At 71.2% G+C, this 25,188-nt stretch carries 23 protein-coding genes; 21 read left to right on the top strand and 2 right to left on the bottom strand.

Features of this window, described 5'->3' with window-relative positions; all coding sequences use genetic code 11:
• Positions 1 to 56 precede the first annotated feature (56 nt).
• The 10 genes from ACZ6QO_RS28705 to ACZ6QO_RS28660 all read left to right on the top strand — a co-directional run bounded on the left by ACZ6QO_RS28705 (position 57) and on the right by ACZ6QO_RS28660 (position 8,957).
• The gene (locus ACZ6QO_RS28705; RefSeq protein ID WP_465855168.1) at positions 57 to 836 is read left to right on the top strand and encodes a helix-turn-helix transcriptional regulator; all 780 of its coding nucleotides are present in this window, start codon (positions 57 to 59) and stop codon (positions 834 to 836) included.
• Entirely contained in the window at positions 833 to 2,245 is a 1,413-nt protein-coding gene (gene sufB / locus ACZ6QO_RS28700) for a Fe-S cluster assembly protein SufB (protein WP_465855003.1), read from the top strand. Before ACZ6QO_RS28705 ends, sufB begins: the two co-directional genes overlap by 4 nt.
• Before the next feature lie 2 nt (positions 2,246 to 2,247).
• Positions 2,248 to 3,369, top strand: coding sequence for a Fe-S cluster assembly protein SufD (gene sufD, locus ACZ6QO_RS28695; protein WP_465855001.1), 1,122 nt, complete (start codon positions 2,248 to 2,250; stop codon positions 3,367 to 3,369).
• Complete coding sequence (locus ACZ6QO_RS28690; protein WP_465854999.1) at positions 3,366 to 3,704, top strand: non-heme iron oxygenase ferredoxin subunit; 339 nt, start codon at positions 3,366 to 3,368, stop codon at positions 3,702 to 3,704. The genes sufD and ACZ6QO_RS28690 overlap by 4 nt, the downstream gene beginning before the upstream one ends.
• The gene (gene sufC, locus ACZ6QO_RS28685) at positions 3,705 to 4,451 is read left to right on the top strand and encodes a Fe-S cluster assembly ATPase SufC (RefSeq protein WP_465854997.1); all 747 of its coding nucleotides are present in this window, start codon (positions 3,705 to 3,707) and stop codon (positions 4,449 to 4,451) included. It begins immediately after the preceding gene.
• The gene (locus ACZ6QO_RS28680) at positions 4,448 to 5,710 is read left to right on the top strand and encodes a cysteine desulfurase (RefSeq protein ID WP_465854996.1); all 1,263 of its coding nucleotides are present in this window, start codon (positions 4,448 to 4,450) and stop codon (positions 5,708 to 5,710) included. The genes sufC and ACZ6QO_RS28680 overlap by 4 nt, the downstream gene beginning before the upstream one ends.
• A gap of 3 nt (positions 5,711 to 5,713) precedes the next feature.
• Positions 5,714 to 6,151 (top strand): Fe-S cluster assembly sulfur transfer protein SufU, encoded by a 438-nt coding sequence (gene sufU, locus ACZ6QO_RS28675; protein WP_465854994.1) that lies wholly within the window; start codon positions 5,714 to 5,716, stop codon positions 6,149 to 6,151.
• Positions 6,152 to 6,227: 76 nt separating this feature from the next.
• Positions 6,228 to 6,605, top strand: a complete 378-nt coding sequence (locus tag ACZ6QO_RS28670) for a metal-sulfur cluster assembly factor (protein ID WP_465854992.1) — start codon at positions 6,228 to 6,230, stop codon at positions 6,603 to 6,605.
• Positions 6,606 to 6,949: 344 nt separating this feature from the next.
• A complete protein-coding gene (locus ACZ6QO_RS28665; RefSeq protein WP_465854990.1) occupies positions 6,950 to 8,596 on the top strand; it encodes a DEAD/DEAH box helicase in 1,647 nt (548 codons plus the stop codon).
• A gap of 187 nt (positions 8,597 to 8,783) precedes the next feature.
• The gene (locus ACZ6QO_RS28660; RefSeq protein ID WP_465854988.1) at positions 8,784 to 8,957 is read left to right on the top strand and encodes a hypothetical protein; all 174 of its coding nucleotides are present in this window, start codon (positions 8,784 to 8,786) and stop codon (positions 8,955 to 8,957) included.
• 173 nt (positions 8,958 to 9,130) lie between these two features.
• Here ACZ6QO_RS28660 and ACZ6QO_RS28655 read toward each other — a convergent pair whose 3' ends face one another.
• Positions 9,131 to 10,144, bottom strand: a complete 1,014-nt coding sequence (locus ACZ6QO_RS28655; RefSeq protein ID WP_465854986.1) for a LacI family DNA-binding transcriptional regulator — start codon at positions 10,142 to 10,144, stop codon at positions 9,131 to 9,133.
• 337 nt (positions 10,145 to 10,481) lie between these two features.
• Between ACZ6QO_RS28655 and ACZ6QO_RS28650 the strand changes: the two genes are divergently transcribed.
• The 7 genes from ACZ6QO_RS28650 (at position 10,482) to ACZ6QO_RS28620 (ending at position 17,867) form a co-directional block, all read left to right on the top strand.
• The gene (locus ACZ6QO_RS28650; RefSeq protein ID WP_465855166.1) at positions 10,482 to 12,923 is read left to right on the top strand and encodes a glycoside hydrolase family 2 protein; all 2,442 of its coding nucleotides are present in this window, start codon (positions 10,482 to 10,484) and stop codon (positions 12,921 to 12,923) included.
• Between the two features lie 139 nt (positions 12,924 to 13,062).
• Complete coding sequence (locus ACZ6QO_RS28645) at positions 13,063 to 13,326, top strand: phosphoribosyl-ATP diphosphatase (protein ID WP_248961442.1); 264 nt, start codon at positions 13,063 to 13,065, stop codon at positions 13,324 to 13,326.
• 78 nt (positions 13,327 to 13,404) lie between these two features.
• Positions 13,405 to 14,250 (top strand): ATP phosphoribosyltransferase, encoded by an 846-nt coding sequence (gene hisG, locus ACZ6QO_RS28640; RefSeq protein ID WP_465854984.1) that lies wholly within the window; start codon positions 13,405 to 13,407, stop codon positions 14,248 to 14,250.
• 111 nt (positions 14,251 to 14,361) lie between these two features.
• A complete protein-coding gene (locus ACZ6QO_RS28635) occupies positions 14,362 to 15,252 on the top strand; it encodes an ABC transporter ATP-binding protein (RefSeq protein WP_465854983.1) in 891 nt (296 codons plus the stop codon).
• Positions 15,253 to 15,254: 2 nt separating this feature from the next.
• On the top strand, positions 15,255 to 15,992 hold the full coding sequence (locus ACZ6QO_RS28630; protein WP_465854981.1) for an ABC transporter permease: 738 nt from the start codon (positions 15,255 to 15,257) through the stop codon (positions 15,990 to 15,992).
• 2 nt (positions 15,993 to 15,994) lie between these two features.
• Complete coding sequence (locus tag ACZ6QO_RS28625; protein WP_465854979.1) at positions 15,995 to 17,140, top strand: sensor histidine kinase; 1,146 nt, start codon at positions 15,995 to 15,997, stop codon at positions 17,138 to 17,140.
• A 121-nt stretch (positions 17,141 to 17,261) separates the two neighbouring features.
• Positions 17,262 to 17,867, top strand: coding sequence for a response regulator (locus ACZ6QO_RS28620; RefSeq protein WP_465854977.1), 606 nt, complete (start codon positions 17,262 to 17,264; stop codon positions 17,865 to 17,867).
• A gap of 101 nt (positions 17,868 to 17,968) precedes the next feature.
• On the opposite strand, the gene ACZ6QO_RS28615 is transcribed toward ACZ6QO_RS28620, so the two are convergent.
• A complete protein-coding gene (locus tag ACZ6QO_RS28615) occupies positions 17,969 to 18,388 on the bottom strand; it encodes a hypothetical protein (protein WP_465854975.1) in 420 nt (139 codons plus the stop codon).
• 412 nt (positions 18,389 to 18,800) lie between these two features.
• On the opposite strand from ACZ6QO_RS28615, the gene ACZ6QO_RS28610 reads away from it, so the two are divergent.
• From ACZ6QO_RS28610 to ACZ6QO_RS28595, 4 genes are all read left to right on the top strand, one after another.
• Positions 18,801 to 23,099: an nSTAND1 domain-containing NTPase gene (locus ACZ6QO_RS28610; protein ID WP_465854974.1), complete on the top strand. Its 4,299-nt coding sequence runs from the start codon at positions 18,801 to 18,803 to the stop codon at positions 23,097 to 23,099.
• 220 nt (positions 23,100 to 23,319) lie between these two features.
• Positions 23,320 to 24,324: a trypsin-like serine peptidase gene (locus ACZ6QO_RS28605; RefSeq protein WP_465855163.1), complete on the top strand. Its 1,005-nt coding sequence runs from the start codon at positions 23,320 to 23,322 to the stop codon at positions 24,322 to 24,324.
• 173 nt (positions 24,325 to 24,497) lie between these two features.
• Positions 24,498 to 24,755: a hypothetical protein gene (locus ACZ6QO_RS28600; protein WP_465854970.1), complete on the top strand. Its 258-nt coding sequence runs from the start codon at positions 24,498 to 24,500 to the stop codon at positions 24,753 to 24,755.
• 2 nt (positions 24,756 to 24,757) lie between these two features.
• Positions 24,758 to 25,102, top strand: a complete 345-nt coding sequence (locus ACZ6QO_RS28595) for an ArsR/SmtB family transcription factor (protein ID WP_465854968.1) — start codon at positions 24,758 to 24,760, stop codon at positions 25,100 to 25,102.
• Positions 25,103 to 25,188: the final 86 nt, after the last annotated feature.

Below are 25,188 nucleotides of genomic sequence, written 5' to 3'. Positions count from 1 at the left end.
GGTTGTACGCCGGGAAGGAATTACGGCACACTGATGTTGTGAAAAACGTGACCGGGATGACGAACGCCGAGAAAGGCGCCGAGCGCGGCACGCGCGCGCGCGTCGCCCGGCTCATCCTGGAGCACGGCCCGATCAACGCCGCCGCTCTGGGCGAGCGGCTCGGGCTCACGCCGGCGGCGGTGCGCAGGCACCTCGACGCGCTGCTCGCCGAAGGCATGATAGAGCCCCGCACGGTGCGTCCGCGCGGCCAGCGAGGGCGGGGCAGGCCCGCCAAGCTGTTCGTGATCACTGACGCGGGGCGCAGCGCCTTCGTGCACGCCTACGACGGCCTGGCCGGCAGCGCGCTGCGCTTCCTGGCCGAGCGGGTGGGCGAGCAGGCCGTGGCCGAGTTCGCGAGGTCCCAGGTCGAGGGCCTGGTCAAGCGGCTGTCACCGGCGATGCGCGAGGTGCCGGCCGACCAGCGGGTGCGCGTGCTGGCCGAGGCCCTGACCGATGACGGCTACGCCGCCTCGGCCAGCCAGGCCAAGTCGGGCGGTGAGCAGCTGTGCCAGCACCACTGCCCGGTGGCGCACGTGGCTGCGGAGTTCCCGCAGCTGTGCGAGGCCGAGACCGAGGCGTTCGGCCAGCTGCTCGGCACTCCCGTCCAGCGCCTCGCGACCATCGCCCACGGCGACGGGGTGTGCACCACCCACGTGAGCCCGAGGGCGCTGGCCGACCACCGCAACCAACCTGTGAACCCCCGGCGGAGCGCGACCATAGACACCTCAGACGGCTCCGGCGACGTGACCATAAGCACTTCGCGGAACGCGATCGAGAGCAAGGAGACCGGAAGGTGACTGTCACCGACCGCCCGGAGCTTGAAGGCCTCGGGAATTACAAGTTCGGCTGGGCCGACGCCGACGTGGCCGGCGCGACCGCGCGCCGCGGCCTGTCCGAAGAGGTCGTGCGCAACATCTCCGCGCTGAAGAACGAGCCCGAGTGGATGCTCGACCTGCGCCTGAAGGGTCTTCGGCTGTTCGGCAAGAAGCCCATGCCCAACTGGGGGTCCGACCTCTCCGGCATCGACTTTGACAACATCAAGTACTTCGTCCGCTCCACCGAGAAGCAGGCCGCCTCCTGGGACGAGCTGCCGGCGGACATCAAGAACACCTATGACAAGCTCGGCATCCCCGAGGCCGAGAAGCAGCGCCTGGTGGCCGGCGTCGCCGCGCAGTACGAGTCCGAGGTCGTCTACCACAAGATCCGTGAGGACCTCGAGGAGAAGGGCGTCATCTTCCTCGACACCGACACCGGCCTCAAGGAGCACCCCGAGATCTTCAAGGAGTACTTCGGGTCGGTCATCCCGGTCGGCGACAACAAGTTCGCCTCGCTGAACACCGCGGTGTGGTCGGGCGGCTCCTTCATCTACGTGCCGCCGAACGTCAACGTCGAGATCCCGCTCCAGGCCTACTTCCGGATCAACACCGAGAACATGGGCCAGTTCGAGCGCACGCTGATCATCGTCGACGAGGGCTCCTACGTGCACTACGTCGAGGGCTGCACGGCGCCGATCTACTCCTCCGACTCGCTGCACAGCGCCGTCGTCGAGATCATCGTGAAGAAGAACGCCCGCTGCCGCTACACGACCATCCAGAACTGGTCGAACAACGTCTACAACCTGGTCACCAAGCGCGCCGTCGCCTACGAGGGCGCCACCATGGAGTGGATCGACGGCAACATCGGCTCCAAGGTCACGATGAAGTACCCCGCCGTCTACCTCATGGGCGAGCACGCCAAGGGCGAGACGCTGAGCGTCGCCTTCGCCGGCGAGGGCCAGCACCAGGACGCCGGCGCCAAGATGGTGCACCTGGCGCCCAAGACCTCCTCGACGATCGTCTCCAAGTCGGTCGCCCGGGGCGGCGGCCGCACCTCCTACCGCGGCCTGGTGCAGATCGAGGAGGGCGCGGCCGGCTCGGCCTCCACCGTCAAGTGCGACGCCCTGCTGATCGACCAGATCAGCCGGTCCGACACCTACCCCTACGTCGACGTCCGCGAGGACGACGTCTCCATGGGGCACGAGGCGACGGTCTCCAAGGTCTCCGAGGACCAGCTCTTCTACCTGATGAGCCGCGGCCTCAACGAGGACGAGGCCATGGCGATGATCGTGCGCGGCTTCGTCGAGCCGATCGCGCGCGAGCTGCCCATGGAGTACGCCCTGGAGCTCAACCGGCTGATCGAACTGCAGATGGAAGGAGCGGTGGGCTGACCATGGGTTTGGACTCCAAGCCACTGTCGACCCTGCGCGGCAAGGCCTCCTACGACCTGGAGGATTTCCCGGTCCCCACCGGCCGCGAAGAGGCCTGGCGCTTCACGCCGCTGTCGCGGCTGCGCGGGCTGCACGACGGCACCGCCGCCGGCTCCGGCACCGTCGTGGTCAACGTCGACGCCGCGCCGGAGGTCTCCGTTGAGACCGTCGGCCGCGACGACCCCCGCATCGGCAAGGCGTACACGCCCACCGACCGGGTCAGCGTCCAGGCGTTCACCTCGTTCGAGAAGGCCACCGTGATCACGGTGCCGAAGGAGGTCGTCGCCTCCAGGCAGACCGTGGTCAACCTGCGCGGCGAGGGCGGCGGCGCGGTGTACGGCCACATCGTGGTCGCCGTCGAGCCGCTCGCCGAGGCCGTGGTCGTGCTCGACCACCAGGGCAGCGCGGTGTACGCCGACAACGTCGAGTTCGTCGTCGGCGACGGCGCCACGCTGAAGGTCGTCAGCCTGCAGGACTGGGCCGACGACGCCGTCCACGTCTCGCAGCACCACGCCCACCTGGGCAAGGACGCCACGTTCAAGAGCTTCGTGGTCACCCTCGGCGGCGACCTGGTGCGCCTGTCGCCGTCGGTGTCCTACACCGGCCGCGGCGCCGACGCCGACCTGAGCGGGCTGTACTTCGTGGACGCCGGCCAGCACATCGAGCACCGCCTGCTGGTCGACCACAGCGTGCCCGACTGCCGCAGCAACGTCGACTACCGCGGAGCCCTCCAGGGCGACGACGCGCACGCCGTGTGGATCGGCGACGTGATCATCCGCGTCGAGGCGACCGGCACCGACACCTACGAGCTCAACCGCAACCTCATCCTCACCGACGGCGCCCGCGCCGACTCCGTGCCGAACCTCGAGATCCTCACCGGCGAGGTCGCCGGCGCCGGCCACGCCTCGGCGTCCGGCCGCCTGGACGACGAGCACCTGTTCTACCTGCAGGCGCGCGGCATTCCCTTCGACCAGGCGCGCCGCCTGGTCATCCGCGGGTTCTTCGCCCAGCTCATCCAGCGCATCGAGGTGGAGGAGATCCGCGAGCGCGTGCTGGCGGCGGTGGAGGCGGAGCTCGGCTCATGACGTTCATCAAGGCCTGCGCCATCTCCGACATCCCCGACGGCGGGGTCGTCGGCGTCGAGGTGGAGGGCACGCCGGTCGCGCTGGTCCGCAAGGACGGCGAGGTGTTCGCCCTGTACGACGTCTGCTCGCACGCCGAGGTGCGCCTCAGCGAGGGCGACGTCTACGACGGCACCCTGGAGTGCTGGCTGCACGGGTCGTGCTTCGACGTGCGCAGCGGCAAGCCGACCGGGCCGCCCGCGGTGCGGCCCGTCCCTGTCTACCGAGTGAAGCTCGAAGGCGACGACGTGCTCGTCTCGCTCGACAGCGCCGACCATGCTGAAAATGGGGAGTCTTAAGTGTCCACCCTGGAAATTCGTGACCTGCACGTCGCCGTGGATGACAAGGAGATCCTGCGCGGCGTCGACCTGACCGTCCGCGCGGGGGAGGTCCACGCCCTCATGGGCCCCAACGGGTCGGGCAAGTCGACGCTCGCCTACGCCATCGCCGGTCACCCGAAGTACACCATCACCTCCGGCGCGGTCACCCTCGACGGCGAGGACGTGCTGTCACTCACGGTGGACGAGCGCGCCCGCGCCGGGCTGTTCCTGGCCATGCAGTACCCCGTCGAGGTGCCCGGCGTCTCGGTGTCGAACTTCCTGCGCAGCGCCGTCACCGCCGTCCGCGGCGAGGCGCCCAAGCTGCGGGTGTTCACCAAAGAGCTCAAGGCCGGCATGGACGCCCTGTCCATCGACCCCGCCTTCGCCCAGCGCAACCTCAACGAGGGCTTCTCCGGCGGCGAGAAGAAGCGCCACGAGATCCTCCAGCTCGAACTGCTCAAGCCGAAGATCGCCATCCTCGACGAGACCGACTCGGGCCTGGACGTCGACGCGCTGCGCGTCGTCTCCGAGGGCGTCAACCGCTTCGGCGCGGCCGGCGACACCGGCGTGCTGCTCATCACCCACTACACCCGCATCCTGCGCTACGTGAAGCCGGACTTCGTCCACGTCTTCGCGAACGGCCGGGTCGTCGAAGAGGGCGGACCGGAGCTGGCCGACAAGCTCGAGGCCGAGGGCTACGAGCGCTACACGAAGGCGACCGCATGACAAACGGCATGTTCGACGTGGACAGGATCCGGAAGGACTTCCCGATCCTGTCGCGCGAGCTGCCCGGGGGGAGGCCGCTGGTCTACCTCGACTCGGGCAACTCCTCCCAAAAGCCTGCGCAGGTCATCGCGACCATGCGCGAGCACATGGAACAGCACTACAGCAACGTCGGGCGCGCCCTGCACACGCTCGGCAGCGAGTCGACCGAGGCCTACGAGGGCGCCCGCGACAAGGTCGCCGCCTTCATCGGCGCGCCCGGCCGCGACGAGGTGATCTTCACCAAGAACGCCTCCGAGGCGCTCAACCTGGTGGCGTACTCCTTCGGCAACCCCACCTGCCAGGACGACCGGTTCCGCATGGGCCCGGGCGACGAGATCGTCATCTCCGAGATGGAGCACCACTCCAACATCGTGCCCTGGCAGCTGCTCGCGCAGCGCACCGGCGCGACGCTGCGCTGGTTCCCGGTGACCGACGAGGGCCGCCTCGACCTGTCGGGGCTGGAGGAGCTGGTCAACGAGCGCACGAAGATCGTGTCGATCGTGCACCAGTCCAACGTCCTCGGCACCGTCAACCCGGTCGACACCGTCCTGGCCAGGGTCCGCCAGGTGGGCGCGCTGATGATGCTCGACGCCTCCCAGTCGGCGCCGCACCGCGCGGTCGACGTGGCGGCGCTCGGCGTCGACTTCGTCGCCTTCACCGGGCACAAGATGGCCGGCCCGTCCGGCATCGGCGTGCTGTGGGGCCGGTACGACCTGCTTTCCGCCATGCCGCCCTTCCTCGGCGGCGGCGAGATGATCGAGGCGGTCTGGATGGACCACTCGACTTTCGCTCCGGTACCCCACAAATTCGAGGCCGGCACCCCACCCATCGTCGAGGCGATCGGGCTCGGCGCGGCCGTCGATTATCTCACCGCGGTCGGCATGGACGACGTCCGCCGCCACGAGCACGAGCTCACCGTGTACGGTCTGAAGGCGTTGTCCGAGGTCCCGGGCCTGCGCATCATCGGGCCCACCACGGCCGAAGACCGCGGGGGGCTGCTGTCGTTCACCATTCCGGGCATTCATCCCCACGATGTGGGGCAGATATTGGATGACCAATTCGGCGTCGCCGTGCGTGTCGGGCATCATTGCGCCCGCCCGCTGCATTTGCGCTTCGGAATACCGGCGACGACTCGGGCGTCTTTCTATCTGTACAACACCACGGACGAGATCGACGCGCTGGTCCGGGGCCTCCATTACGTCCAGAAGGTGTTCGGATAAGAGATGATCGCCGAGTCGCTGTACCAAGAGTTGATCCTGGAGCACTACAAGCATCCGCAGGGCCGTGGCCTGCGCGATCCGTACGACGCCGAGGTGCACCACGTGAACCCCACGTGTGGCGACGAGGTGACGATGCGGGTCAAGCTGGGTGACGGCGGCAAGGTCGAGGACGTCTCCTACGACGGCCAGGGGTGCTCGATCAGCCAGGCCGCCGCCTCCGTCCTGCACGAGCTGGCCACCGGTTCCACCGTTGACCACTCGTTGTCGGTCGTGGACGAGTTCACCCGGCTCATGCAGGGCCGCGGCCAGATCGAGCCCGACGAGGACGTGCTGGGTGACGCCGTGGCGTTCGCGGGGGTGGCCAGGTTCCCGGCCAGGGTGAAGTGCGCCCTGCTCGCCTGGATGGCCTACAAGGACGCTGTGGCGAGGAGCTCGGCATGAGCGGCGTTGTGCGGTTTGTTGAGTTCGACGGCCCCGCGCGTGGGGCCGCATGTGTGCGGCAAGGCGAGGAGGCGGCGTGAGCAAGCCCGTGGAGACCCCGACCGGTGGGAGCACGACCGGGTTCGACGGTGAGACGACCCTGGAAGAGGTGCTCGAAGCCCTCAAGGACGTCGTCGACCCCGAGCTGGGGATCAACGTGGTCGACCTCGGCCTGATCTACGGCGTGAACCTCGACGAGGGCGAGCCGGGCGCGGCGCCGGTCGCCACCCTCGACATGACGCTCACCAGCGCGGCCTGCCCGCTCACCGACGTCATCGAGGAGCAGGCGCACTCCGCCCTCGACGGCATGGTCTCCGATGTGAAGATCAACTGGGTCTGGCTGCCTCCGTGGGGGCCGGACAAGATCACCGACGACGGTCGCGAGCAGCTTCGCATGCTCGGTTTCAACGTCTGATCGGCAAGCGTCCCGGTCCTCACCGGGACGGCGTTCCACCGCCGGGATCTGCGTGTGACCTCCGCCAAGGACGTCTCTCCCGGCTCATGTGCGACCCCGGTACGGCCGCGCTCCGCGCCCTGTCGCGGAGGTCCGGCCGTACCCGGTTGATCGCTGATGGACAAGGATGGGCTAGACTTCAGTCCGCCCACCGTTCGAGTGGTGCTCGCGTGTCGCGATGAGCGCACCGCTTTCAGCATCCTTCCGGGTGCCCCGTGTTCGAGTGCGGCGAGGGCCGCACGCCCCGGCTCGTCCTTTCGCAGAAGTGACGCGCCATGTTTCTTCGACGAAAGGCACGACCAATCGTGACCATCATCAACACCGCCATGCCCGCTGACGCCCTGACCGGCGCGGGGCACGACCAGGACGCGCCGGTCGCGCGTCCCGCGCAGGCGGTGTCCAGCCCGACGGGCTCCGCGTCCTCGGCCCCCGCCGAGTCCCGCCCGGAGGCCGCCTCCGGTGACGCCTCCGTCGCGCCGCAGGAGTTCTCCCTGCTCGGCCTGCCCAAGCCGCTGATCGCCGCGCTGGCCCGGCAGGGCATCACCAGCCCGTTCCCCATCCAGCGGGCCACCATCCCCGACATCCTGTCCGGCCGCCATGTGCTCGGCCGCGGCCAGACCGGCTCGGGCAAGACCCTGGCCTTCGGCCTGCCGACCATGACCCTGGTGGCCGGCGTCAAGGCCGCCCCGCGCCGCCCGCTCGCCGTCGTCCTCGTCCCCACCCGCGAGCTCGCGATGCAGGTGACCGACGCCCTTGAGCCGCTCGGCCGGGGCCTGTCCCTGCGGATGAAGACCGTCGTCGGCGGCATGTCCATGGGCCGGCAGATCGAGGCGCTGCGGCGCGGCGTCGAGATCGTCGTCGCCACCCCCGGGCGGCTCACCGACCTGATCCAGCAGGGCGAGTGCTCGCTGCAGGACGTGCGGGTGACGGTGATCGACGAGGCCGACCACATGTGCGACCTCGGCTTCTTCCCTGTGGTCAGCGCCCTGCTCGAGCAGACCCCCTCGGACGGCCAGCGGCTGCTGTTCTCCGCCACCCTCGACGGGGACGTCGACAAGCTCGTCCGCCGTTTCCTGAAGGACCCGGTGACGCACTCCCTGGCCCCGGCGACCTCGCCGGTGGAGACCATGGAGCACCACGTGCTCCAGGTCACCCGGGACGACAAGTTCGCCGTCACCGCCGAGATCGCCAACCGCGAGGGCCGGACGATCATGTTCATGCGCACGCAGCACGGCGTCGACCGGCTGGTCAAGCAGCTCGCCAGGGTCGGCGTCCGCGCCGGCGGCCTGCACGGCGGCAAGCGGCAGAACCAGCGCACCCGCATCCTCGCCGAGTTCCGCGAGGGCACCATCGGCGTGCTTGTCTGCACCGACGTCGCCGCCCGCGGCATCCACGTGGACGACGTCAGCCTCGTCCTGCACGTGGACCCGCCGATGGACCACAAGAGCTACCTGCACCGGGGCGGCCGCACGGCCCGCGCCGGCGAGCGTGGCACGGTCATGACCCTCGTGCTGCCGAACGAGCGCCGCTCCACCGAGACGATGACCCGCCGCGCGGGCGTCCAGCCGTTCCGCCTGAAGGCCACGCCGGGGCACCCGCGCCTGGCCGAGGTGGCCGGCGCGCAGCAGCCGAGCGGCGTCGAGGTCCCGGTCTGGGAGCCGGCTCCCGCTGCCGCCAAGCGCCCGCGCCGCGAGGGCGGCCACGGCGGCGGCGACCGCCGCCCGCGCCGCTTCCACGACCGGTCCCGCGAGGACGGCGACCGCCGCGACGGCGGCCCGCGCGGCGAGCGTCCGGGCGCCGGCCACCAGGGCGAGCGTCCCGCGCGCGGCTACCAGGGTGAGCGTCCTTCGCGCGGCTACCAGGGCGAGCGTCCCGCGCGCGACGCCCGCGGCGGCTCCCGCCGCTCCACCACCGACCGCCGCGACCACACCCCAGGCCGCACCCCCCGCTGACCCACCCCCAAAGGCGCACCCACACCCTGGGTGCGCCTTTGTCATTTCCTCAGGCCCGGTCGAACCCATACCATGAACCGACCGTGAACGGATGACTGCGAAGCGCTTGCACCTCTCGAATCGCGCAGACCGAGAAGCGTCTTTTGGTGATCCATGTCATGCCTGCCGCACTCAGGAGGAGCATGCGATGACCGAATACCATGGCCACTGGCCTCCCGATGATCTCGAACTCGTCTTGGACGACGCCTTCGACGTCGATTTCGAGGCTGAGGAGATATACGACAGTCGCGGCAATCACATCGATCAGGCATATGTGGACGCGGCGGTCGAACAGGTGCATCGGACGGTGGGCCGTGTGTGACGTTATGTCAGGACAAGGGATGTTCTAGCGCGATGACTGGAGTGGTTCGCCGGTCCCCGCCGTAGGGCGGCGCCGGCATTCGCCGTCCACCGTCCCGCCGACGCGGAGCCGATGGGTGAGTCCATCGGACGGACGGGAGGACGCACAGCCGGCGAAGGTGATCGGTCACCGCACTAGGCCGGGGGAGCGGTGCTGCCGCGGGTGGTCAGGCGGGCGGACCGGTCCTCGTGACCGGTGACGTGCTCGCCCGCTATGAGCGAGAGCAGCCGGCGGGCGGCCTGCGCGCCGTAGGCGGGGATGTCGCGGGTCAGCGCGGTGAGCGGGGGCCGGACCACCTGGCAGAGCGGGGAGTCGTCCCAGGCGACGATCGACAGGTCGCCCGGGACGTCCAGGCGCATCTCCTGGGCCACCGACAGTCCGGCCACCGCCATGATGTCGTTGTCGTAGACGACGGCGGTCGGCCGCGCGGCGGAGCTGAGCAGCCTGCGGGTCGCGCGGGCGCCTTCCTCGCCGGTGTAGTCGGTGTGCACGGTGACGGCCTCGGTGATGCCCAGGTTCGCGCAGGTGGCGCCGAACGCCTCGTCGCGCAGCACGGTGTGCAGCAGCCTGGGCAGGCCGGCGACCCGGGCGACGCGGCGGTGGCCGAGCGCCGCGAGGTACTCGACGGTCTCGCGGACGGCGGCGCCGTCATCGGACCACACGGGCAGCAGCGAGCCCGAGCCGGAGGGGTGCCCGAGCACCACGACCGGCATGCCCATCGACTCGACCTCGCCGACCCGCGGGTCGCCGGTGTGCAGGTCGACCACGATGGCGCCGTCGACGCGGCCCTCGCCCCACCAGCGGCGGTAGACCGCGACCTCCTCGTCGTGGTCGGTGACCACCTGGAGCATCAGCGCGTACGACCGGGCCGACAGCTCGCCCTCGATGCCGCTGATGAGCTCCATGAAGAACGGCTCCACGCCCAAGAAGCGCGCCGGCCGGCACAGGGCGAGGCCGACGGTGTTGGCCCTGGCGCCGTTCAGGGCGCGGGCGGCGCTGTTGGGACGCCAGCCGATCTCGTCGGCGATGGCCAGGATGCGCGCCCGCGTGGAGGCCGACACCCCGGGCTGCCCGTTCAGGGCGTAGGACACCGCTCCTTTGGAGACCCCTGCCTGCCGCGCGATGTCGGCGATCGTGGGACGTTTCACAGCGGCTCCCTTGCTGAACCGGTCTAGACCAACCGCGTCTGCAGGTACCTTACTACGCGTCTATCCTGGTGGAACGAGCTGATCGCGCCGGTCCGCTCAGGGCGCCGGCGCCGCGCTGGACCGGGGCGGGCCGCGGCGTTCGAGGGTGGGACACGGGCACGGCCGCTCGTTGACACCACTGACGGGCGAGTCGTAGTTTCACGTTGCTTATCCGGTTCAGCTGATCCACTGCCGGCTCGCGCGCCCACGGCGGTGCCCGCTGTGCCGGAAGCGCCCCGCCCGCGATACGCGCCGTCCGGCCGCATGACCGATCTCTGCGAGGAGAGAGCACTTGAGCATGTACCGTCCGCTGCACGACGGCTGGACCCTGACCGCCGTATCGGACGAGGTGGGCATCGCCGGCATCCCCGCGGCCGTCCCCGGCTGTGTGCACACCGACCTGCTCGCGGCCGGTCTCATCGACGATCCGTACCTGGACGACAACGAGAGCCGGCTCACCTGGATCGGCCGCACCGCCTGGGCCTACGAGACGACCTTCACCTGGCGCGCCGAGGAGGACGCCGAGCGGGTGGACCTGGTCTGCGACGGGCTGGACACCGTCGCCACCGTGTCGCTCAACGGCGCCGAGGTGGCGACCACGGCGAACATGCACCGGTCCTACCGCTTCCCCGTGCGCGAGCTGCTGCGCGAGGGCGAGAACACGCTGCGGGTGGTGTTCGCCTCCCCGTACGCCTACGCCGAGGAGCAGCGGGCGCGGCTGGGCGGGCGTCCCGGCGCGTACGACGAGCCGTACCAGTTCATCCGCAAGATGGCCTGCAACTTCGGCTGGGACTGGGGCCCCACCCTGGTGACCTCCGGCATCTGGCGGGCCATCGGCCTGCACGCCTGGGACGGCGCGCGCCTGGCCGCGGTGCGGCCGCTGGTCACCGCCGAGGGCGGCGAGGGCCGGGCCGAGGCGCACGTGCGGGTCGAGCGGGCGGCGGGGCAGTCCTCCGGCGGGCCGCTCACGGTGACCGCGACGGTGGCCGGTGCCGAGGCGCGGGCGTACCTCGCGCCCGGGGAGTGCGAGGCGGTGCTCACCCTGCGGGTGCCCGCGGCGGAGCTGTGGTGGCCTCGCGGCTTCGGCGACCAGCCGCTGTACCCGCTGGAGGTGCGCCTGGCCGCAGGCGGCACGCCGGAGCCCGCGGCCGGACGCGGCACGGCGACGCCGCTGGACGCCTGGAGCAGGGACGTGGGCTTCCGCGCCGTGCGGCTGGACCGCTCCGGCGACGGCTTCACGATCGTCGTCAACGACGTCCCGCTGTTCGCCCGGGGGGCCAACTGGATCCCCGACGACTGCTTCCCCGCACGGATCACCCGCGAACGCCTCGCGCGGCGCCTGGACCAGGCGTGCGAGGCCGGCCTCAACCTGCTGCGCGTCTGGGGCGGCGGGCTGTACGAGAGCGACGACTTCTACGACCTGTGCGACCGGCGCGGCCTGCTGGTCTGGCAGGACTTCCCCTTCGCCTGCGCCGCCTACCCCGAGGAGGAGCCGTTCGCCTCCGAGGTCGAGGCCGAGGCCCGCGACAACATCGTGCGCCTCGCGCCCCACCCGAGCCTGGTGCTGTGGAACGGCAACAACGAGAACCTCGAGGGCTTCGCCGACTGGGGCTGGCAGGACGCCCTCGCCGGCCGCACCTGGGGCGCGGGCTTCTACTACGACCTGCTGCCCCGGCTGGTGGCCGAGCTGGACCCGACCCGTCCCTACTGGGCCGGCAGCCCCTACTCCGGAGCCCCCGGCCTGCCGCCCAACGACCCCGGCCGCGGCACCGTCCACATCTGGGACGTCTGGAACCGCGAGGACTACCTGCGGTACGGCGCCTACCGGCCGCGCTTCGTCGCCGAGTTCGGCTTCCAGGGGCCGCCCGCCTACGCCATGCTGCGCCGCGCCCTCAGCGACGACCCGCCGGCCGCCGACTCGCCGGGGCTCGCCCACCACCAGAAGGCCGCCGACGGCAACGGCAAGCTGATGCGCGGCCTCGGCGGCCACCTGCCGGCGCCGCGGTCGTTCGACGACTGGCACTACTTCACTCAGCTCAACCAGGCCCGCGCGATCGCCTTCGCGATCGAGCGCTTCCGGTCGCAGGCGCCGCACTGCATGGGGACGGTCGTCTGGCAGCTCAACGACTGCTGGCCGGTGATCTCCTGGGCCGCGGTGGACGGGGACGGGCGCCGCAAGCCCCTGTGGTACGCGCTGCGGCGGGCCTACGCCGACCGTCTGCTGACCTTCCAGGACGGCGCCGTGGTCGTGATCAACGACGGCCCCCGCGAATGGGCCGGCGAGCTGGCGGTGGCGCGGCGCGGCCTGGACGGGGAGCCGCTCGCCGAAGAGCGCTTCCCCGTCGTGGTGGCGGCCCGCGCCACCCTGCCCGTGCCGCTCCCCGAGGCGCTCGCCGTTCCCGGCGACCCGGCCAAGGAACTGCTGACGGCGCGCCTGGACGGGCGAAGCGCGCTGCGGTTCTTCGCCGAGGACCCCGAGGTCGCCTTCCCCGAGGCGGACTTCGACGCGGCGGCCGAGCCCGTGCCCGGCGGCGCGCGCGTCACCGTCACGGCCCGCACGCTGGTGCGCGAGCTGGCGCTGTTCCCCGACCGGCTCGCCCCGGACGCCGAGGTGGACGACATGCTCCACACGCTGCTGCCGGGCGAGAGCGCGACGTTCACCGTGCGCTTCCCTGGCGGGCTCGACCTGGCGGGGCTGACCCGCCACCCGGTGCTGCGCTGCGTGAACGAGGCCCGGTGACGGCCTGGCCGGCCTCGCACGGAACGGCGCTCACAGCGCCGCCGGTGTGACGCGCCGGTCGGACGGGCGGGTGGTTAGCGCGTCGAGCGTCCGCCGCCGACTACTCTTGACGAGCAGGCACACCGACGTGAGAGAGACCATGAAGACCTTCGAAGAGCTGTTCGCCGAGCTGTCGGACAAGGCGCGCACCCGTCCCGCCGGGTCGGGCACCGTCGCGGCCCTGGACGCCGGTGTCCACGCCATCGGCAAGAAGGTCGTGGAGGAGGCCGCCGAGAGCTGGATGGCCGCGGAGCACGAGTCCACCGACCGGGCCGCGGAAGAGATCTCCCAGCTGCTCTACCACGTCCAGGTTCTCATGATCGCCCGGGGCATCGGGCTCGACGAGGTCTACAAGCATCTTTAGGCCGGCGCGCCCGGCCTTCGCCGACCGACCTCGTCCTTCCCCGACGCCTCTCCGATCCGAAGGGACCACGCGCAAGCCATGCTCCGTCTCGCCGTACCGAACAAGGGCGCCCTCACCGAGGCCGCCCAGACCATACTGAAAGAAGCGGGCTACCGCTCGCGCAAGGACTCCAAGGAGCTCGTGGTCGTCGACCCCGAGAATTCCTGCGAGCTGTTCTTCCTGCGTCCGCGCGACATCGCCGTGTACGTCGGCGAGGGCACCCTGGACGCCGGCATCACCGGCATGGACATGCTCGCCGACTCCGGCGCCCCCGCCGAAGAGATCATGCCGCTCGGCTTCGGCGTCTCCACCTTCCGCTTCGCCGCCAAGCCCGGCGCGTTCTCCTCGGTCAAGGACCTGCAGGGCATGCGCATCGCCACCTCCTACGCCGGGCTGCTCGGCAAGCACCTGGCCGAGGTCGGCGTCGACGCCCGGGTGATCAAGCTCGACGGCGCGGTCGAGACCGCCATCCGGCTCGGCGTCGCCGACGCCGTCGCCGACGTCGTCGAGACCGGCACCACTCTGCGCAATGTCGGGCTGGAGGTCTTCGGCGACCCGATCGCGCACTCCCAGGCGGCCCTGATCAGGCAGGCCGGCGCCGAGGAGACCCCCGGGGTCAGGCAGCTCGTCCGGCGGCTGCAGGGCGTGCTGGTCGCCCGCGACTACGTCATGATCGACTACGACATCCGGGCCGAGCGCATCGACGAGGCCATCGCGATCACTCCCGGCATGGAGGGGCCAACGGTGTCCCCGCTGCACCGCGAGGGCTGGGTCGCCGTCCGGGCCATGGTCCCCCGCAAGGGGCACCAGCAGATCATGGACCAGCTCTGGGAGATCGGCGCCAAGGCCGTCCTGGTCACCGCCATCTTCGCCTGCCGCCTCTGACCCGCCGTCCGGCGGCCGCGGCCTCGCCCGTGCGCGTTCTGACAAATGTCACGGCCAACGCCGGACGGGCGGCACTGAGGATCTCCGGCGTTCGTTCCTAACGTTGTCCCCATGAACGCCATATCCCTCGCCGGGGTGCGAAAGAACTACGGTGAGGTCCGCGCCGTGGACGGCCTGGACCTCACCATGGAGGCCGGGCGCACCGTAGCGCTCCTCGGCCCGAACGGGGCGGGCAAGTCCACGACGATCAACATGCTGCTCGGCCTGGCCCGCCCCACCGCCGGGGAGGTCCGCGTCTTCGGCCGCACGCCCGACGAGGCGGTCGCCGCGGGCGACGTCGGCGCGATGCTCCAGGAAGGGACGCTGATCCCCGAGCTGACCGTCCGCGAACTCGTCGACTTCGTGCGCCGCCTCTACCCTGACCCCCTGCCGCTGCCCGAGCTGCTGCGCATGGCGGATCTCACCGACCTGGCCTCGCGCCGAGCCGACCGGCTGTCCGGCGGGCAGTCCCAGCGGGTGCGCTTCGCCCTCGCCGTCGCCGGCTCGCCCCGGCTGCTGGTGCTCGACGAACCCACCGCCGCCATGGACGTGGAGTCGCGTCGCGCCTTCTGGGAGAGCATGCGCGCCTACGCCGCCAAGGGCCGTACGGTGCTGTTCGCCACCCACTATCTGGAGGAGGCCGACGAGAACTCCGACCGGGTGGTCGTCATCGCCCGCGGCAAGGTGGTGGCCGACGGCACCGCCGCCCAGATCAAGGCCGGCGCCGGCGGCAACTCGGTGGAGTTCGCCCTCGACGGCCAGCCGGCCGCCCGCCTGGACGCCCTGCCCGGGGTCACCGGCGTCACGATCCTGTCCGGCAGAGTGACGCTGCGCACCTCCGACACCGACGCGACCCTGGACGCGCTTTACCGGAAGACCACGCTCGACATCCGCGACCTGCGAATCCACGGCGCCGACCTGGAGGACGCCTTCCTGACCCTCACCCAGCGCTCGGAGGCCTGACCATGCCGCACTACATCAAGATCGAAGCCCTCCGGATGCTGCGCAACAAGCGCTACATCATCTTCGTCGTGGCGTTTCCCGTCGCCTTCTACCTGCTGTACGCGAACCTCTACGGCGATCAGGCCGACCAGGCGACCGGCACGCGCGCCGCCGTGATCCTCATGGTGTCGATGGGCGCCTACGGGGCCCTGGCCGCCTCCATCATGTCCACGGCCGTCCCGTGGGCGCAGGAGCGGCAGAGCGGGTGGCTGCGCCAGCTCCAGATCACCCCGCTGCCCGGGTGGATGATCATCGTGACGAAGCTCGTCGCGTCGCTGCTGCTGGTGCTGCCCGCGCTGCTGTTCGTCGTGCTGGCCGCGGTGCTCGTCCAGCATGTGTCGCTGGGCGCGGAGCAGTGGGCCGTGCTGATCCCGATGATGTGGGCGGGGACGATCCCGTTCGCCGCGTTCGGCCTCATCATCGGCTCGCTGGTGCGGCCGGACACCGCGCAACCGATCGCGATCATCAGCATGTTCGGCCTCGCGCTGCTCGGCGGCCTGTGGTTCCCTGTCGACATGCTTCCCGGCACCATGCAGACCATCGCCCACGTCCTGCCGTCCTACGACTACGCCTCGATCGGCTGGGCGATCGTCTCCGGCGGCACGCCCGCGACGTCGTCGGTGGCGGGCATCCTCGCCTGGGCGGCCGCGCTCGGCGGCCTCGCCGTGCTCGCCTACCGCAGAGCGACGGTGCGGGCCTGACCATGAGCCGCCTGAGCAGCGTGTTCAGCTTCGGCGGGGTGGCGGACAAGCCGTCCCGCTGGAGGCGCCTCCTCGGCACCTCCTTCGGCATGGTCTACCTGTTCTACCCGGTGTCGGACGTCACCTCCGGCGCCATCACCGGGACCGACGCGTACTGGGCGGTCGCCTGCCTGGTGGTCTTCGTCGCCTGCTACGTCGCCACCGTGCTCAGCCCGAAGGACTTCGGCGAGCCCGGCCGGTGGACCTACCCGCTGCTGTCCGTCCTGGTGCTGATGTCCGTCGTCTTCCCACTGATCTTCCGGGGGGGCTGGGTGGCACTGCCCATCTACGTCACGGTCGTCATCAGCATGGGGCTGCCGATGCGCGCGGCCCTGGCCGGCATCGTCGGCATGGCCGGCGTCGTGCTGGTCGACGGGCTGGTCGCCAAGGCCGAACCCGGCGCCATCGCCCTGCTGCTGATGCAGGTCGCCACCCTGGGCGTGCTGTTCATGACCGTCCGCAACACCCGGGTGCTGGTGAACCGGCTGCACAAGGCGCAGAGCGAGGTCGCCCGGCTGGCGGCCAGCGAGGAACGCCTGCGCATCGCCCGCGACCTGCACGACCTGCTCGGCCACAGCCTGTCGCTCATCGTGCTCAAGAGCGAGCTGGCCGGCCGCCTGTCGGAGGCCGGCTCCCCGCGGGCCGCCGACGAGATCCGCGACGTGGAGTCGGTGGCCCGGCTGGCCCTGCAGGAGGTCCGCGAGGCGGTCACCGGCTACCGTCAGCGCGGGCTGTCGGAGGAGATCGACAACGCCCGCGCCGCGCTCGACGCGGCCGGCGTGACCGTCGAGGTGCGCACGGCCGGCACCCCGCTGCCCGACGCCCTGGACGGCCTGTTCGGCTGGGCCGTCCGCGAGGGGGTGACCAACGTCGTCCGCCATGCCCGCGCCACGCGGTGCGAGATCGCCGTGTCCCACCAGGACGGGACGGCCGGCCTGGAGATCGCCGACGACGGCCGCGCCGCCGCGCCGTACGAGGCGGGGAGCGGCCTGACCGGGCTGGCCGAACGCGTCCACGCCGCCGGCGGCACCCTGGACGCGGCCCCGTCCCCCGAGGGCGGCTTCCGGCTGCGCGTCCTCGTCCCGGCCCCCGTAAGCTCGCCCGCATGACACGGACGCACCATCCGGCACCGGCAAGGACGCGCACCCACCGCCGCCTCCGGAGCGTCCGCCCGCCGCTCGGCGCACAGCGGCGCCCGGCGCGCGGCGCCCGGCCCGCCGGGAGCGCCCGATGATCAGAGTGGTGCTGGCCGAGGATCAGGCGATGGTCAGAGGGGCGCTCGCGACCCTGCTCGGCCTGGAGCCCGACATCGAGGTGGTCGGCGAGGCCTCCACCGGCGAGGAGGCCGTGGACCTCGCCCGCGAGACCCGGCCCGACATAGCGCTCCTGGACATCGAGATGCCGGTGATGGACGGCATCACGGCCGCGGCCGAGATCGTCCGCGCCGTGCCGGAGTGCCGCATCATGATCGTCACGACCTTCGGCAGACCCGGCTACCTGCGCAGGGCGATGGAGGCCGGCGCGGTCGCGTTCATGGTCAAGGACAGCCCCGCCCGCGAGCTGGCCGCCGCCATCCGCCGGGTGCTGGCGGGCGAGCGCGTGATCGACCTCACCCTGGCCGCGGACGCCCTCAGCGCCGGCCCGAACCCGCTGTCCGCCCGCGAACGCGACGTCCTGGCCGCCGCCGCCGACGGCTCCACCATCGGCGACATCGCGTCGCGCCTGCACCTGTCCGAGGGCACCGTCCGCAACTACCTGTCCACCGCCATCCAGAAGACCCACACCCGCAACCGCATCGAAGCCGTTCAAAGAGCCCGCACCCAGGGCTGGCTCTGAAACCGGACGGCGCAACACCCTCGTGCGTGATCCGCCGACCAGGTCGAGCGCCGGCTGAGTGGCGCCGTCACAAGTCGCTCATGTCACCGACGAGATCAGCATCACTCGCTGAGCCATCTATAGAAGATGGACGTAGCTCCACACGCGCGGCTGACCTCGCACAAGCGTATGTTGACCTGCTGTATGCCCCCCCTGGGCCCTTGCTGGGTCCAGTGGAATGATCTGCAGTCGTAGGAAACTGTGCGAGTTTGTGAGTTGTAATAGGTTTCGTTCGCCAGGTAGAAGTCGAACTCTGCCCTGCCTCCGTGACCGCCGTAGTCGCAAACCTTGCCCTGAATCGTGACCGATCGGTAGTCGTGCCACGTGATGGCGCCGGTCGTGTAGCCGAAAGAGTGATGAATCTCGAAGTAGCTTACGGAATCGGCGTAGGCCGGTGCCGTGTTGGGTCCGACCACCGCGAACATCGCGACGGCGGTAAGAACGATCCAGGCCTTCAGGCTTTTTGCCATTTCCTCCTCCATCTGACTCGACGATGAGAGATCGTCGATCCTATTTTTGAAAACGACCTCGGCCGGCCTCGGATGGAGTAACCGCCCGTCGAGTTCCCGCCGACACCGGTGACGAGCATGCCGGCCGCCCCAAGAAGGACCCCCGGAAACGCCTGGACGGCGCGCCCGGCAGACGAGGGCGGTTCCGCCGGGCGGTCGCGGCCCCGGCTTGTCGCTTCCGCAGATTCACGCATCGTCGGGCCGTTCTTCACCGCCGACCGGCCGAGGTGGCGCAATTTCGCAGGTCACGGGCACGAGACTGAAATCCGGACCGGACCGGACCGCGCCTTTCCCACGGACCTGGTAGGAGTAACCGCGTAGCGGGCGCAGGACTCGATGACGTCTCTGGATCTCTCAGGACAGTGTGGTTCGACGGAGGTGTGAGATGGGCGGGCAGGAGGCGTCGGCGCGGCGATTATTCGCCGCGCGGCTGACCGAACTGCTGGATGTGACGGCGGACCTGCCGGTCAAGAGCGTGGTCGCCGAGACGAATCGGCGGAGGCCCGCAGGGCGGGGGCGGCCGGTGAGCGGGCGGCGGGTCAGCGACTGGAAGCGCGGACGGCACCTGCCCGAGTCGGAAGCTGCGTTCCTGATGATGATCAGGGTGCTGCTCGAGCACTGCCGCCGGCGGCGCGTGCCGCCCGATCAGGTGAGCGCCGGCCTGCTGGACGAGGAATGGTGGCGGCGGTGGCTGCGCGAGGCCCGCGCCTCTCCGCCGGACACGGACCCGGCAGGAGACCTCGCCGGCTCCGCGAAACCGGCGGAGCCTGGTGACACGCACGAGCCGAGCGAGTCCGCTGCCGGTCAGAGGGGCGGGGCGCGGGGGCCGCGGGACCGGTGGGCGGGGCGGTGTCCGTATCCAGGGTTGGCGGCGTTCGGGGGCGATCAGGCCGCGGTGTTCTACGGGCGGGAGAAGGCGACCGCGCAACTGGTGGACACGGTCGCCGAGCGGCTGGACCGCCCGGGGATCCTGCTGGTCGCCGGCGCGTCGGGGGCCGGCAAGTCCTCACTGGTGCACGCCGGGCTGCTGACGGCGCTGGCCAGGGGCGACCTGAGCGCGGAGTCGGCCCGCTGGCCGGTGCTGGTCGTGCACCCCACCGCCGCGCCGCGCGACGAACTGGCGCGCGCGCTGGCCGTCCTCGCCGGAGCCGATCCCGCCTTCGTCCGGCACCTGCTGGAGACCACGCCGCAGCGGGCGCACACGGCCGTGCGGGACGCCGTGGTCGCCCATGCCCGTCCCTCGCCCGGCGCGGCGGCGGACGGCGCCGGTGGGCGGCTGGTCCTGGTCGTGGACCAGTTGGAGCGGATCTTCACGCTGCCCGACGATGACGATCCCGACCTCGTCGTCCCGGCCGGCGGCGATCACGGCGGAGCCGGTGGGCCGGCGCAGGCGCAGCGCGCGGGGTTCGTCGCGGCGCTGCACGCGGCGGCCACGCGGCCCTGCGGCCCCGACGGCGAGCCGGCCGCGCTGGTGATCGCGGTCGTGCGCAGCGACTTCCTGGCCTCGTGCGCGGCCTACCCCGAGCTCGCCGGCGCCGTGAAGGACGGCCTGTTCCTGGTCGGGCCGATGAACGAGTCCGAGCTGAGGCTGGCCGTCACCGGTCCCGCCGAGCGGGCGGGGTTGCGCATCTCCCCGGCGCTGGTCGAGGCGATCCTCGGCGACATGCCTTCCTCGGCCGGTGAAGGCTGGAAAGAGGTGGGGGCGCTGCCGCTGCTCTCGGAGGCGATGCGGGTCACCTGGGAGCACCGTGAGGGAGACCGGCTGACCAGCCGCAGCTACGCCCTGTCCGGCGGGGTGGCGCACGCCGTCCAGACCAGCGCCGAGGCCGTGTACAGCGCCCTGCCGGTCCATCAGCGGGAACTCGCGCGGGAGTTGTTCCACCGGCTGACCAAGCTCACCGCCGACGGGCGGGCCGTCCGCCGTCCCATGCCCTACCAGCGGCGCCCGGCAGGTGAGGCCGGCTCGCGCCGCACGGCCGACGCGGCCACCTCTCACACTCCCGCCGGTCGGCGTGGTGCGCTCGGGCGGCGCCTCGTGGCCCTGGGGTCCTCCGCGCAACGATTCGAGGTCTCGGCGGCCTCCGAGGGACGTGCCGAGATCCCGGCGTCCTGCGCAGGACGGCCGGAGGATTCGGCGCCCTCGGCCGCGGCCGAACCGCCCCGGCGGGCCGAGTTGGACGAGGTGGTGGAGGCGTTCGCCGCACGGCGCCTGATCGTGGTCGGGGAGCGGACCGCGGAGATCAGCCATGACTCTCTCCTGTACGCCTGGCCCCGGCTGCGGGGGTGGCTGGAGGAGGACCCGGCCGACCGCGGGCTGTACGACCGGCTGCTGGACGACGCCGAGGAGTGGGCCCGCGACAGGCGCCCCGCGTCATTCCTCTACCGAGGCGAACGTCTGACAGCGATTCTGCACGCCCGGAGCCGCTGGCAGGCCGCTCCCGATCGCTACCCGGCCCTGCGGGAGACCACCCAGGAGTTCCTGGACGCCGGCATCCACGCGCACGCCCGCGCCGTCAGGCTGCGCCGGGCATGGTCGGTCGCCTTGACCACTCTGCTGGTCTTCGCTCTGACGGCGACGGTGGTCGCGGTCAGGGCCTGGTTCGACATCTCACGCCAGCGCGATGTCGCCGTCTCCCGCCGGTTGGCCACGCAGAGCGGACTGCTCGCCGACCCGGCCCTGTCAGCACTGATGTCCGCCGCGGCCTGGCGCGTCAGCCCGACCGCCGAGGCTCGCGCCGCCATGCTCGCCGTCCTCCGCAACCCGCAACGCGCCGTCCTGAGCGGCGCCACAGGTTCGGCGCACATGGTGGCGTTCAGTCCGGATGGGCGGACGCTGGCCACCGGCAGCCTTGACGGCACCGCGCAGCTGTGGAACGTCGCCACCCGTACACCGATCGGCGAGCGGCTGACCGGGCACCTGCGGGTCTCCTCGCTGGCGTTCAGTCCGGACGGGCGGACGCTGGCCACCGGCGGCGGCGACGGCACGGTGCGCCTGTGGGAGGTGGCGACGAGCCGACCGGCCGGCGCCCCACTCGCCGGTCACCCCGGAGGCGTTTCGTCGGTGGCGTTCAGTCCGGACGGGCGGACGCTGGCCGCGGGCGGTTTCGACAGGACCGTTCGCCTGTGGGACGTGGCATCGCGCACCGTCGCCGGTCGGCTCCTCGACGGTGACGTCCGCTGGATCAGATCGGTGGCCTTCAGCCCCGACGGGCTGATGCTCGCGGCCGGCGGCTGGGACGGGAAAGTGCGGTTGTGGAATATAGCGACCCGCCGTCCGGCCGGCGCCTCGTTCACCGACCACTCGGGGGGTATCTCGTCGGTCGCGTTCAGCGAGGACGGCCGGACGCTCGCCACCGGCGGCAGCCGTGATGGCACGACGCGGCTGTGGCAGGTCAGTACTCGCACCCCAATCGGGGCGCCCATCACAGGTCACACGAGCGGACCGGTCCTGGTGGCGTTCAGCCCGGACGGACGGACGCTGGCCACCGGCGGCGGCGACGACGGCACGGTGCGGTTGTGGGATACCGTGACCCGCCGTCAGGTCGGCGCCTCATTCAGCGGCCACTCAGGGGGTGTCACCTCGCTGACCTTCAGCCCGGACGGGCGGATGCTGGCCAGCGCCGGCCGTGACGGAACCGCTCGCCTGTGGCAGGTGACCACCCGCGTACCGTTCGGCCCGCCCCTCGCCGGCCATACCGGTGGTGTCACGTCGGTGGCCTTCCACCCTGGCGGGCGGATGCTGGCCACAGGCGGCGACGACGGCATGGCGCAGCTGTGGGACGTGGCGGACCGCGCCGCGCTCGGCGCTCCGGTCGCGGGGCACGCGCACGGGCCGGTCTCGGTGGCGTTCGGCGTGGACGGGCGGACACTGGCCACGGGAGGCGGCGGCGGCGATGCCGACGGCATCGTGCTGCTCTGGGACGTGGCCACCCGTTCACTGGTCGGCGGGCCGCTCGCCGGCCATCCCGAGCCGGTCTCCGCACTGGTCTTCAGCCGCGATGGCCGTACTCTGGCCGCCGCCGGCGGTGTCGACGGCATGGTGAGGCTGTGGAATGTGGCGACCCGCGGGCCGATCGGAGCGCCGCTGGCCGGTCACACCGGCGCGGTCAACGCGGTGGCCTTCAGCACGGACGGGCGGGTACTGGCCACCGGCAGCGATGACGGAACGGCACGGCTCTGGGACGTTCGGACCCGCTCCCAGATCGGCGCCCCGCTCCAGGGCCATGCGGGCGGCGTCTCCTCGGTGGCCTTCAGCCCGGACGGGCGGTCGCTGGTCACCGGAGGTAAGGACGGCACCGTCCGGTTGTGGGAGGTGGGGACGAACCGGTCGATCGGGGCGCCGCTCGCCGGTCACACCGGTGAGGTCGGCTCCATGTCCTTCGGCGCCGGGCGGATTCTCGCCACGGGCGGCGCCGACGGCGTCGTCCGGTTGTGGGATGTGGCGACCCGTACCCCGATCGGCGCCCCACTCGTGGTCAACCCTCTCGGCCGCTCCTCGGTGGCCTTCGGCCCAGATGGGCGGACACTGGCCGTGGGGAGTATCGACGGCGCTGTGAACCTGTGGGACGTGGGAATCCCGGACGATCTCCACCAGGCCGTGTGCGCGATCGCCGCTCGTTCGCTCACTCCGTCGGAGTGGGCGCAGTACGTACCAGAAGTGGGATTTCAGGCGGTGTGCCGCTGATCGCGGAAGCCCGCGTCCGTTGTCGCTCACACTCTCTCGTTTCGAACATGTGATCTAAAACTCATGGAGTCGGGGCCCGGGCCGAGGTTACGATCTTGCTGTTCGCCGGCCGGGTCGATCGGCCGGTTCTCCGCGCTGACGGGGCGCGAAGACGCCCCGATGACTGGACGGGAGATCGAGCTTGAGGCGTGCGCTGATCGCGTTGGGTGTCGGGTTGAGCGTGTTGGGTTCCACCGTCGTCGCCGGACCGGCACGGGCCGCGGGCCCGCTGATGGTTCCACTGGCTCCCACGGTGACGGCGGCCCAGCAGGTCGCGGGCTTCTGGCTCGCCGACGGGGCCGCCAATCTGAGGAACGCCACGCCCTACGACGTGCGGACGGAGGTCGGCGGGGAACGCCTGATCACGGACATCGTCCCGGACGGCGCTCCGGCGTCCATCCCGCCGCTGGAGGGGCCGGTCTCGCCCGAGGAGGGCGGGATGCCGGCGACGTCGGGCAAGGTGTTCTTCATCGGCAGCGACCTGCGACCCCACTGGTGCACGGGCACGGTCGTGCGCTCGAAGCTCTGGAACGTCGTCGCGACCGCGGGTCACTGCGTGCTGGACGTCGAGGCCCCGATGGGCCCGCTCTTCAAGTGGGTCTTCGTCCCCGCCTACGCAGGCGGCACGCTGCCGTTCGGCCTCTACGTCGGAAAACAGGCCTACACGCACTACGACTTCGACGACATTCGCGACCACGACCGGGACTACGCCTTCGTCAACGTGTACAACGGGGTCGTTCCCGCGTCGCCGGACGTGCTGACCGATGTCGGGAAGCTAGGGCAGAACGTCGGCGGCCAGGGAATCGCGATCAACCAGCCGCTCGCGCCCACGGCCGACGTCCTCGGCTATCCCGCCGGCCCGCACCCCGACGGCAGTGAGCCCTACACGGGGGAGACCCTCGAACGGTCGACCGGGTCGACGTTCGCGACGCGGGTCACGCCCCTCCGCATGGACCGGCCCGTCGGCGTGGACTCGCCGTTCACCGGTGAGGGTTCTCTCGGGGCCTCGTGGCTGACCCGGTACGACGGCGACAGTCGTACGGGCTACCTCAACGGCATCACGATCAGCGTCTCCGACACCGACGGCGACGGCCGGTACGACACCGGCATCTCACCGTACTTCGACGGCGAGTTGTACGGCGTGTACAAGAAGGCCGCCGCCTACTGGACCGGTTCCATCGCTTAGACGGCTTCCGCTCGCCCCGCCGCGTCCGCTCAGAGAAGCGGGCGCGGCGGATCGCGCTGGTCTCCGCCGATCTTCCGCTGATGGCGGTAGCAGTCGTGGCAGTTGCTAAATTTTGCAATTGACCATATTGTCACCTGTGTAAGCGTGGGAGTGCTCTGGGCGGAGGGGACGGCATGGGCGACTTCGCGGGTGGTGTGCGGCGCAGAGTGCGAGAGTCGCGCGAGAGACTCCGTGCCGCCCTGGCGTCCGGAGACGAGTACGCCGTGCAGGCGTACTCCGCCGATCTGGAAGAGATGGTGCGCCTGGCCCGCGAGCACGGCGTCACCGTCGATCGCGAGCCCGTCGTGGGCGCCGGATCCGGCGCGGGGCCGAAGGGCGAGGGGGCATTCCAGGCCGAGCCCGCCCTCCGGCCGCCGGCCGGGGAGGGGTGAGCGTGCCGGTTCCGCTGTACCAGGCCAAGGCCGACTTCTTTCGCACGCTTGGACATCCAGTGCGCATCCGGGTGCTCGAACTGCTGCAGGACGGGCCGCTCGCCGTACGCGACCTGCTGGCGGCCACAGATGTTGGGGCCCCGGGTCTGTCCCAGCAGCTCGCGGTGCTGAGGCGGGCCGGTATCGTCTCGGCCACCCGTGAGGGTTCCACCGTCGTGTACGCCCTCGGCAGCGCCGACGTGGCCGAGCTTCTCCGTGCGGCGCGGCGCATCCTCACCGATGTGATCGCAGGTCAGGGGGAGCTGCTGGCCGAGTTGCGCGAGACGAGGCCGGAGCGGCTCACGTGAGGCGGCGAAGGAGGCGTGGCCGCGTCCCCGCGGCCACGACGGCCGCCGACCGAGATCGGACGGTCTCGACCGGCTCGCCGAACGGG

The sequence above is a fragment of the Sphaerisporangium sp. NPDC049457 genome (assembly GCF_055586705.1).
The sequence above is the reverse complement of the archived record's forward strand: the minus strand, read 5'-3'. Positions and strand labels throughout refer to the sequence as shown.

What these genes read in the sequence shown, in the direction of transcription:
- ACZ6QO_RS28705 (WP_465855168.1), top strand. Translation starts at nt 57, where the DNA reads ATGACGAACGCCGAGAAAGGCGCCGAGCGCGGCACGCGCGCGCGCGTC.
- sufD (WP_465855001.1), top strand. Translation starts at nt 2,248, where the DNA reads ATGGGTTTGGACTCCAAGCCACTGTCGACCCTGCGCGGCAAGGCCTCC.
- ACZ6QO_RS28690 (WP_465854999.1), top strand. Translation starts at nt 3,366, where the DNA reads ATGACGTTCATCAAGGCCTGCGCCATCTCCGACATCCCCGACGGCGGG.
- ACZ6QO_RS28680 (WP_465854996.1), top strand. Translation starts at nt 4,448, where the DNA reads ATGACAAACGGCATGTTCGACGTGGACAGGATCCGGAAGGACTTCCCG.
- sufU (WP_465854994.1), top strand. Translation starts at nt 5,714, where the DNA reads ATGATCGCCGAGTCGCTGTACCAAGAGTTGATCCTGGAGCACTACAAG.
- ACZ6QO_RS28660 (WP_465854988.1), top strand. Translation starts at nt 8,784, where the DNA reads ATGACCGAATACCATGGCCACTGGCCTCCCGATGATCTCGAACTCGTC.
- ACZ6QO_RS28650 (WP_465855166.1), top strand. Translation starts at nt 10,482, where the DNA reads ATGTACCGTCCGCTGCACGACGGCTGGACCCTGACCGCCGTATCGGAC.
- ACZ6QO_RS28645 (WP_248961442.1), top strand. Translation starts at nt 13,063, where the DNA reads ATGAAGACCTTCGAAGAGCTGTTCGCCGAGCTGTCGGACAAGGCGCGC.
- hisG (WP_465854984.1), top strand. Translation starts at nt 13,405, where the DNA reads ATGCTCCGTCTCGCCGTACCGAACAAGGGCGCCCTCACCGAGGCCGCC.
- ACZ6QO_RS28635 (WP_465854983.1), top strand. Translation starts at nt 14,362, where the DNA reads ATGAACGCCATATCCCTCGCCGGGGTGCGAAAGAACTACGGTGAGGTC.
- ACZ6QO_RS28630 (WP_465854981.1), top strand. Translation starts at nt 15,255, where the DNA reads ATGCCGCACTACATCAAGATCGAAGCCCTCCGGATGCTGCGCAACAAG.
- ACZ6QO_RS28625 (WP_465854979.1), top strand. Translation starts at nt 15,995, where the DNA reads ATGAGCCGCCTGAGCAGCGTGTTCAGCTTCGGCGGGGTGGCGGACAAG.
- ACZ6QO_RS28620 (WP_465854977.1), top strand. Translation starts at nt 17,262, where the DNA reads ATGATCAGAGTGGTGCTGGCCGAGGATCAGGCGATGGTCAGAGGGGCG.
- ACZ6QO_RS28615 (WP_465854975.1), bottom strand. Translation starts at nt 18,388, where the DNA reads ATGGAGGAGGAAATGGCAAAAAGCCTGAAGGCCTGGATCGTTCTTACC.
- ACZ6QO_RS28610 (WP_465854974.1), top strand. Translation starts at nt 18,801, where the DNA reads ATGGGCGGGCAGGAGGCGTCGGCGCGGCGATTATTCGCCGCGCGGCTG.
- ACZ6QO_RS28600 (WP_465854970.1), top strand. Translation starts at nt 24,498, where the DNA reads ATGGGCGACTTCGCGGGTGGTGTGCGGCGCAGAGTGCGAGAGTCGCGC.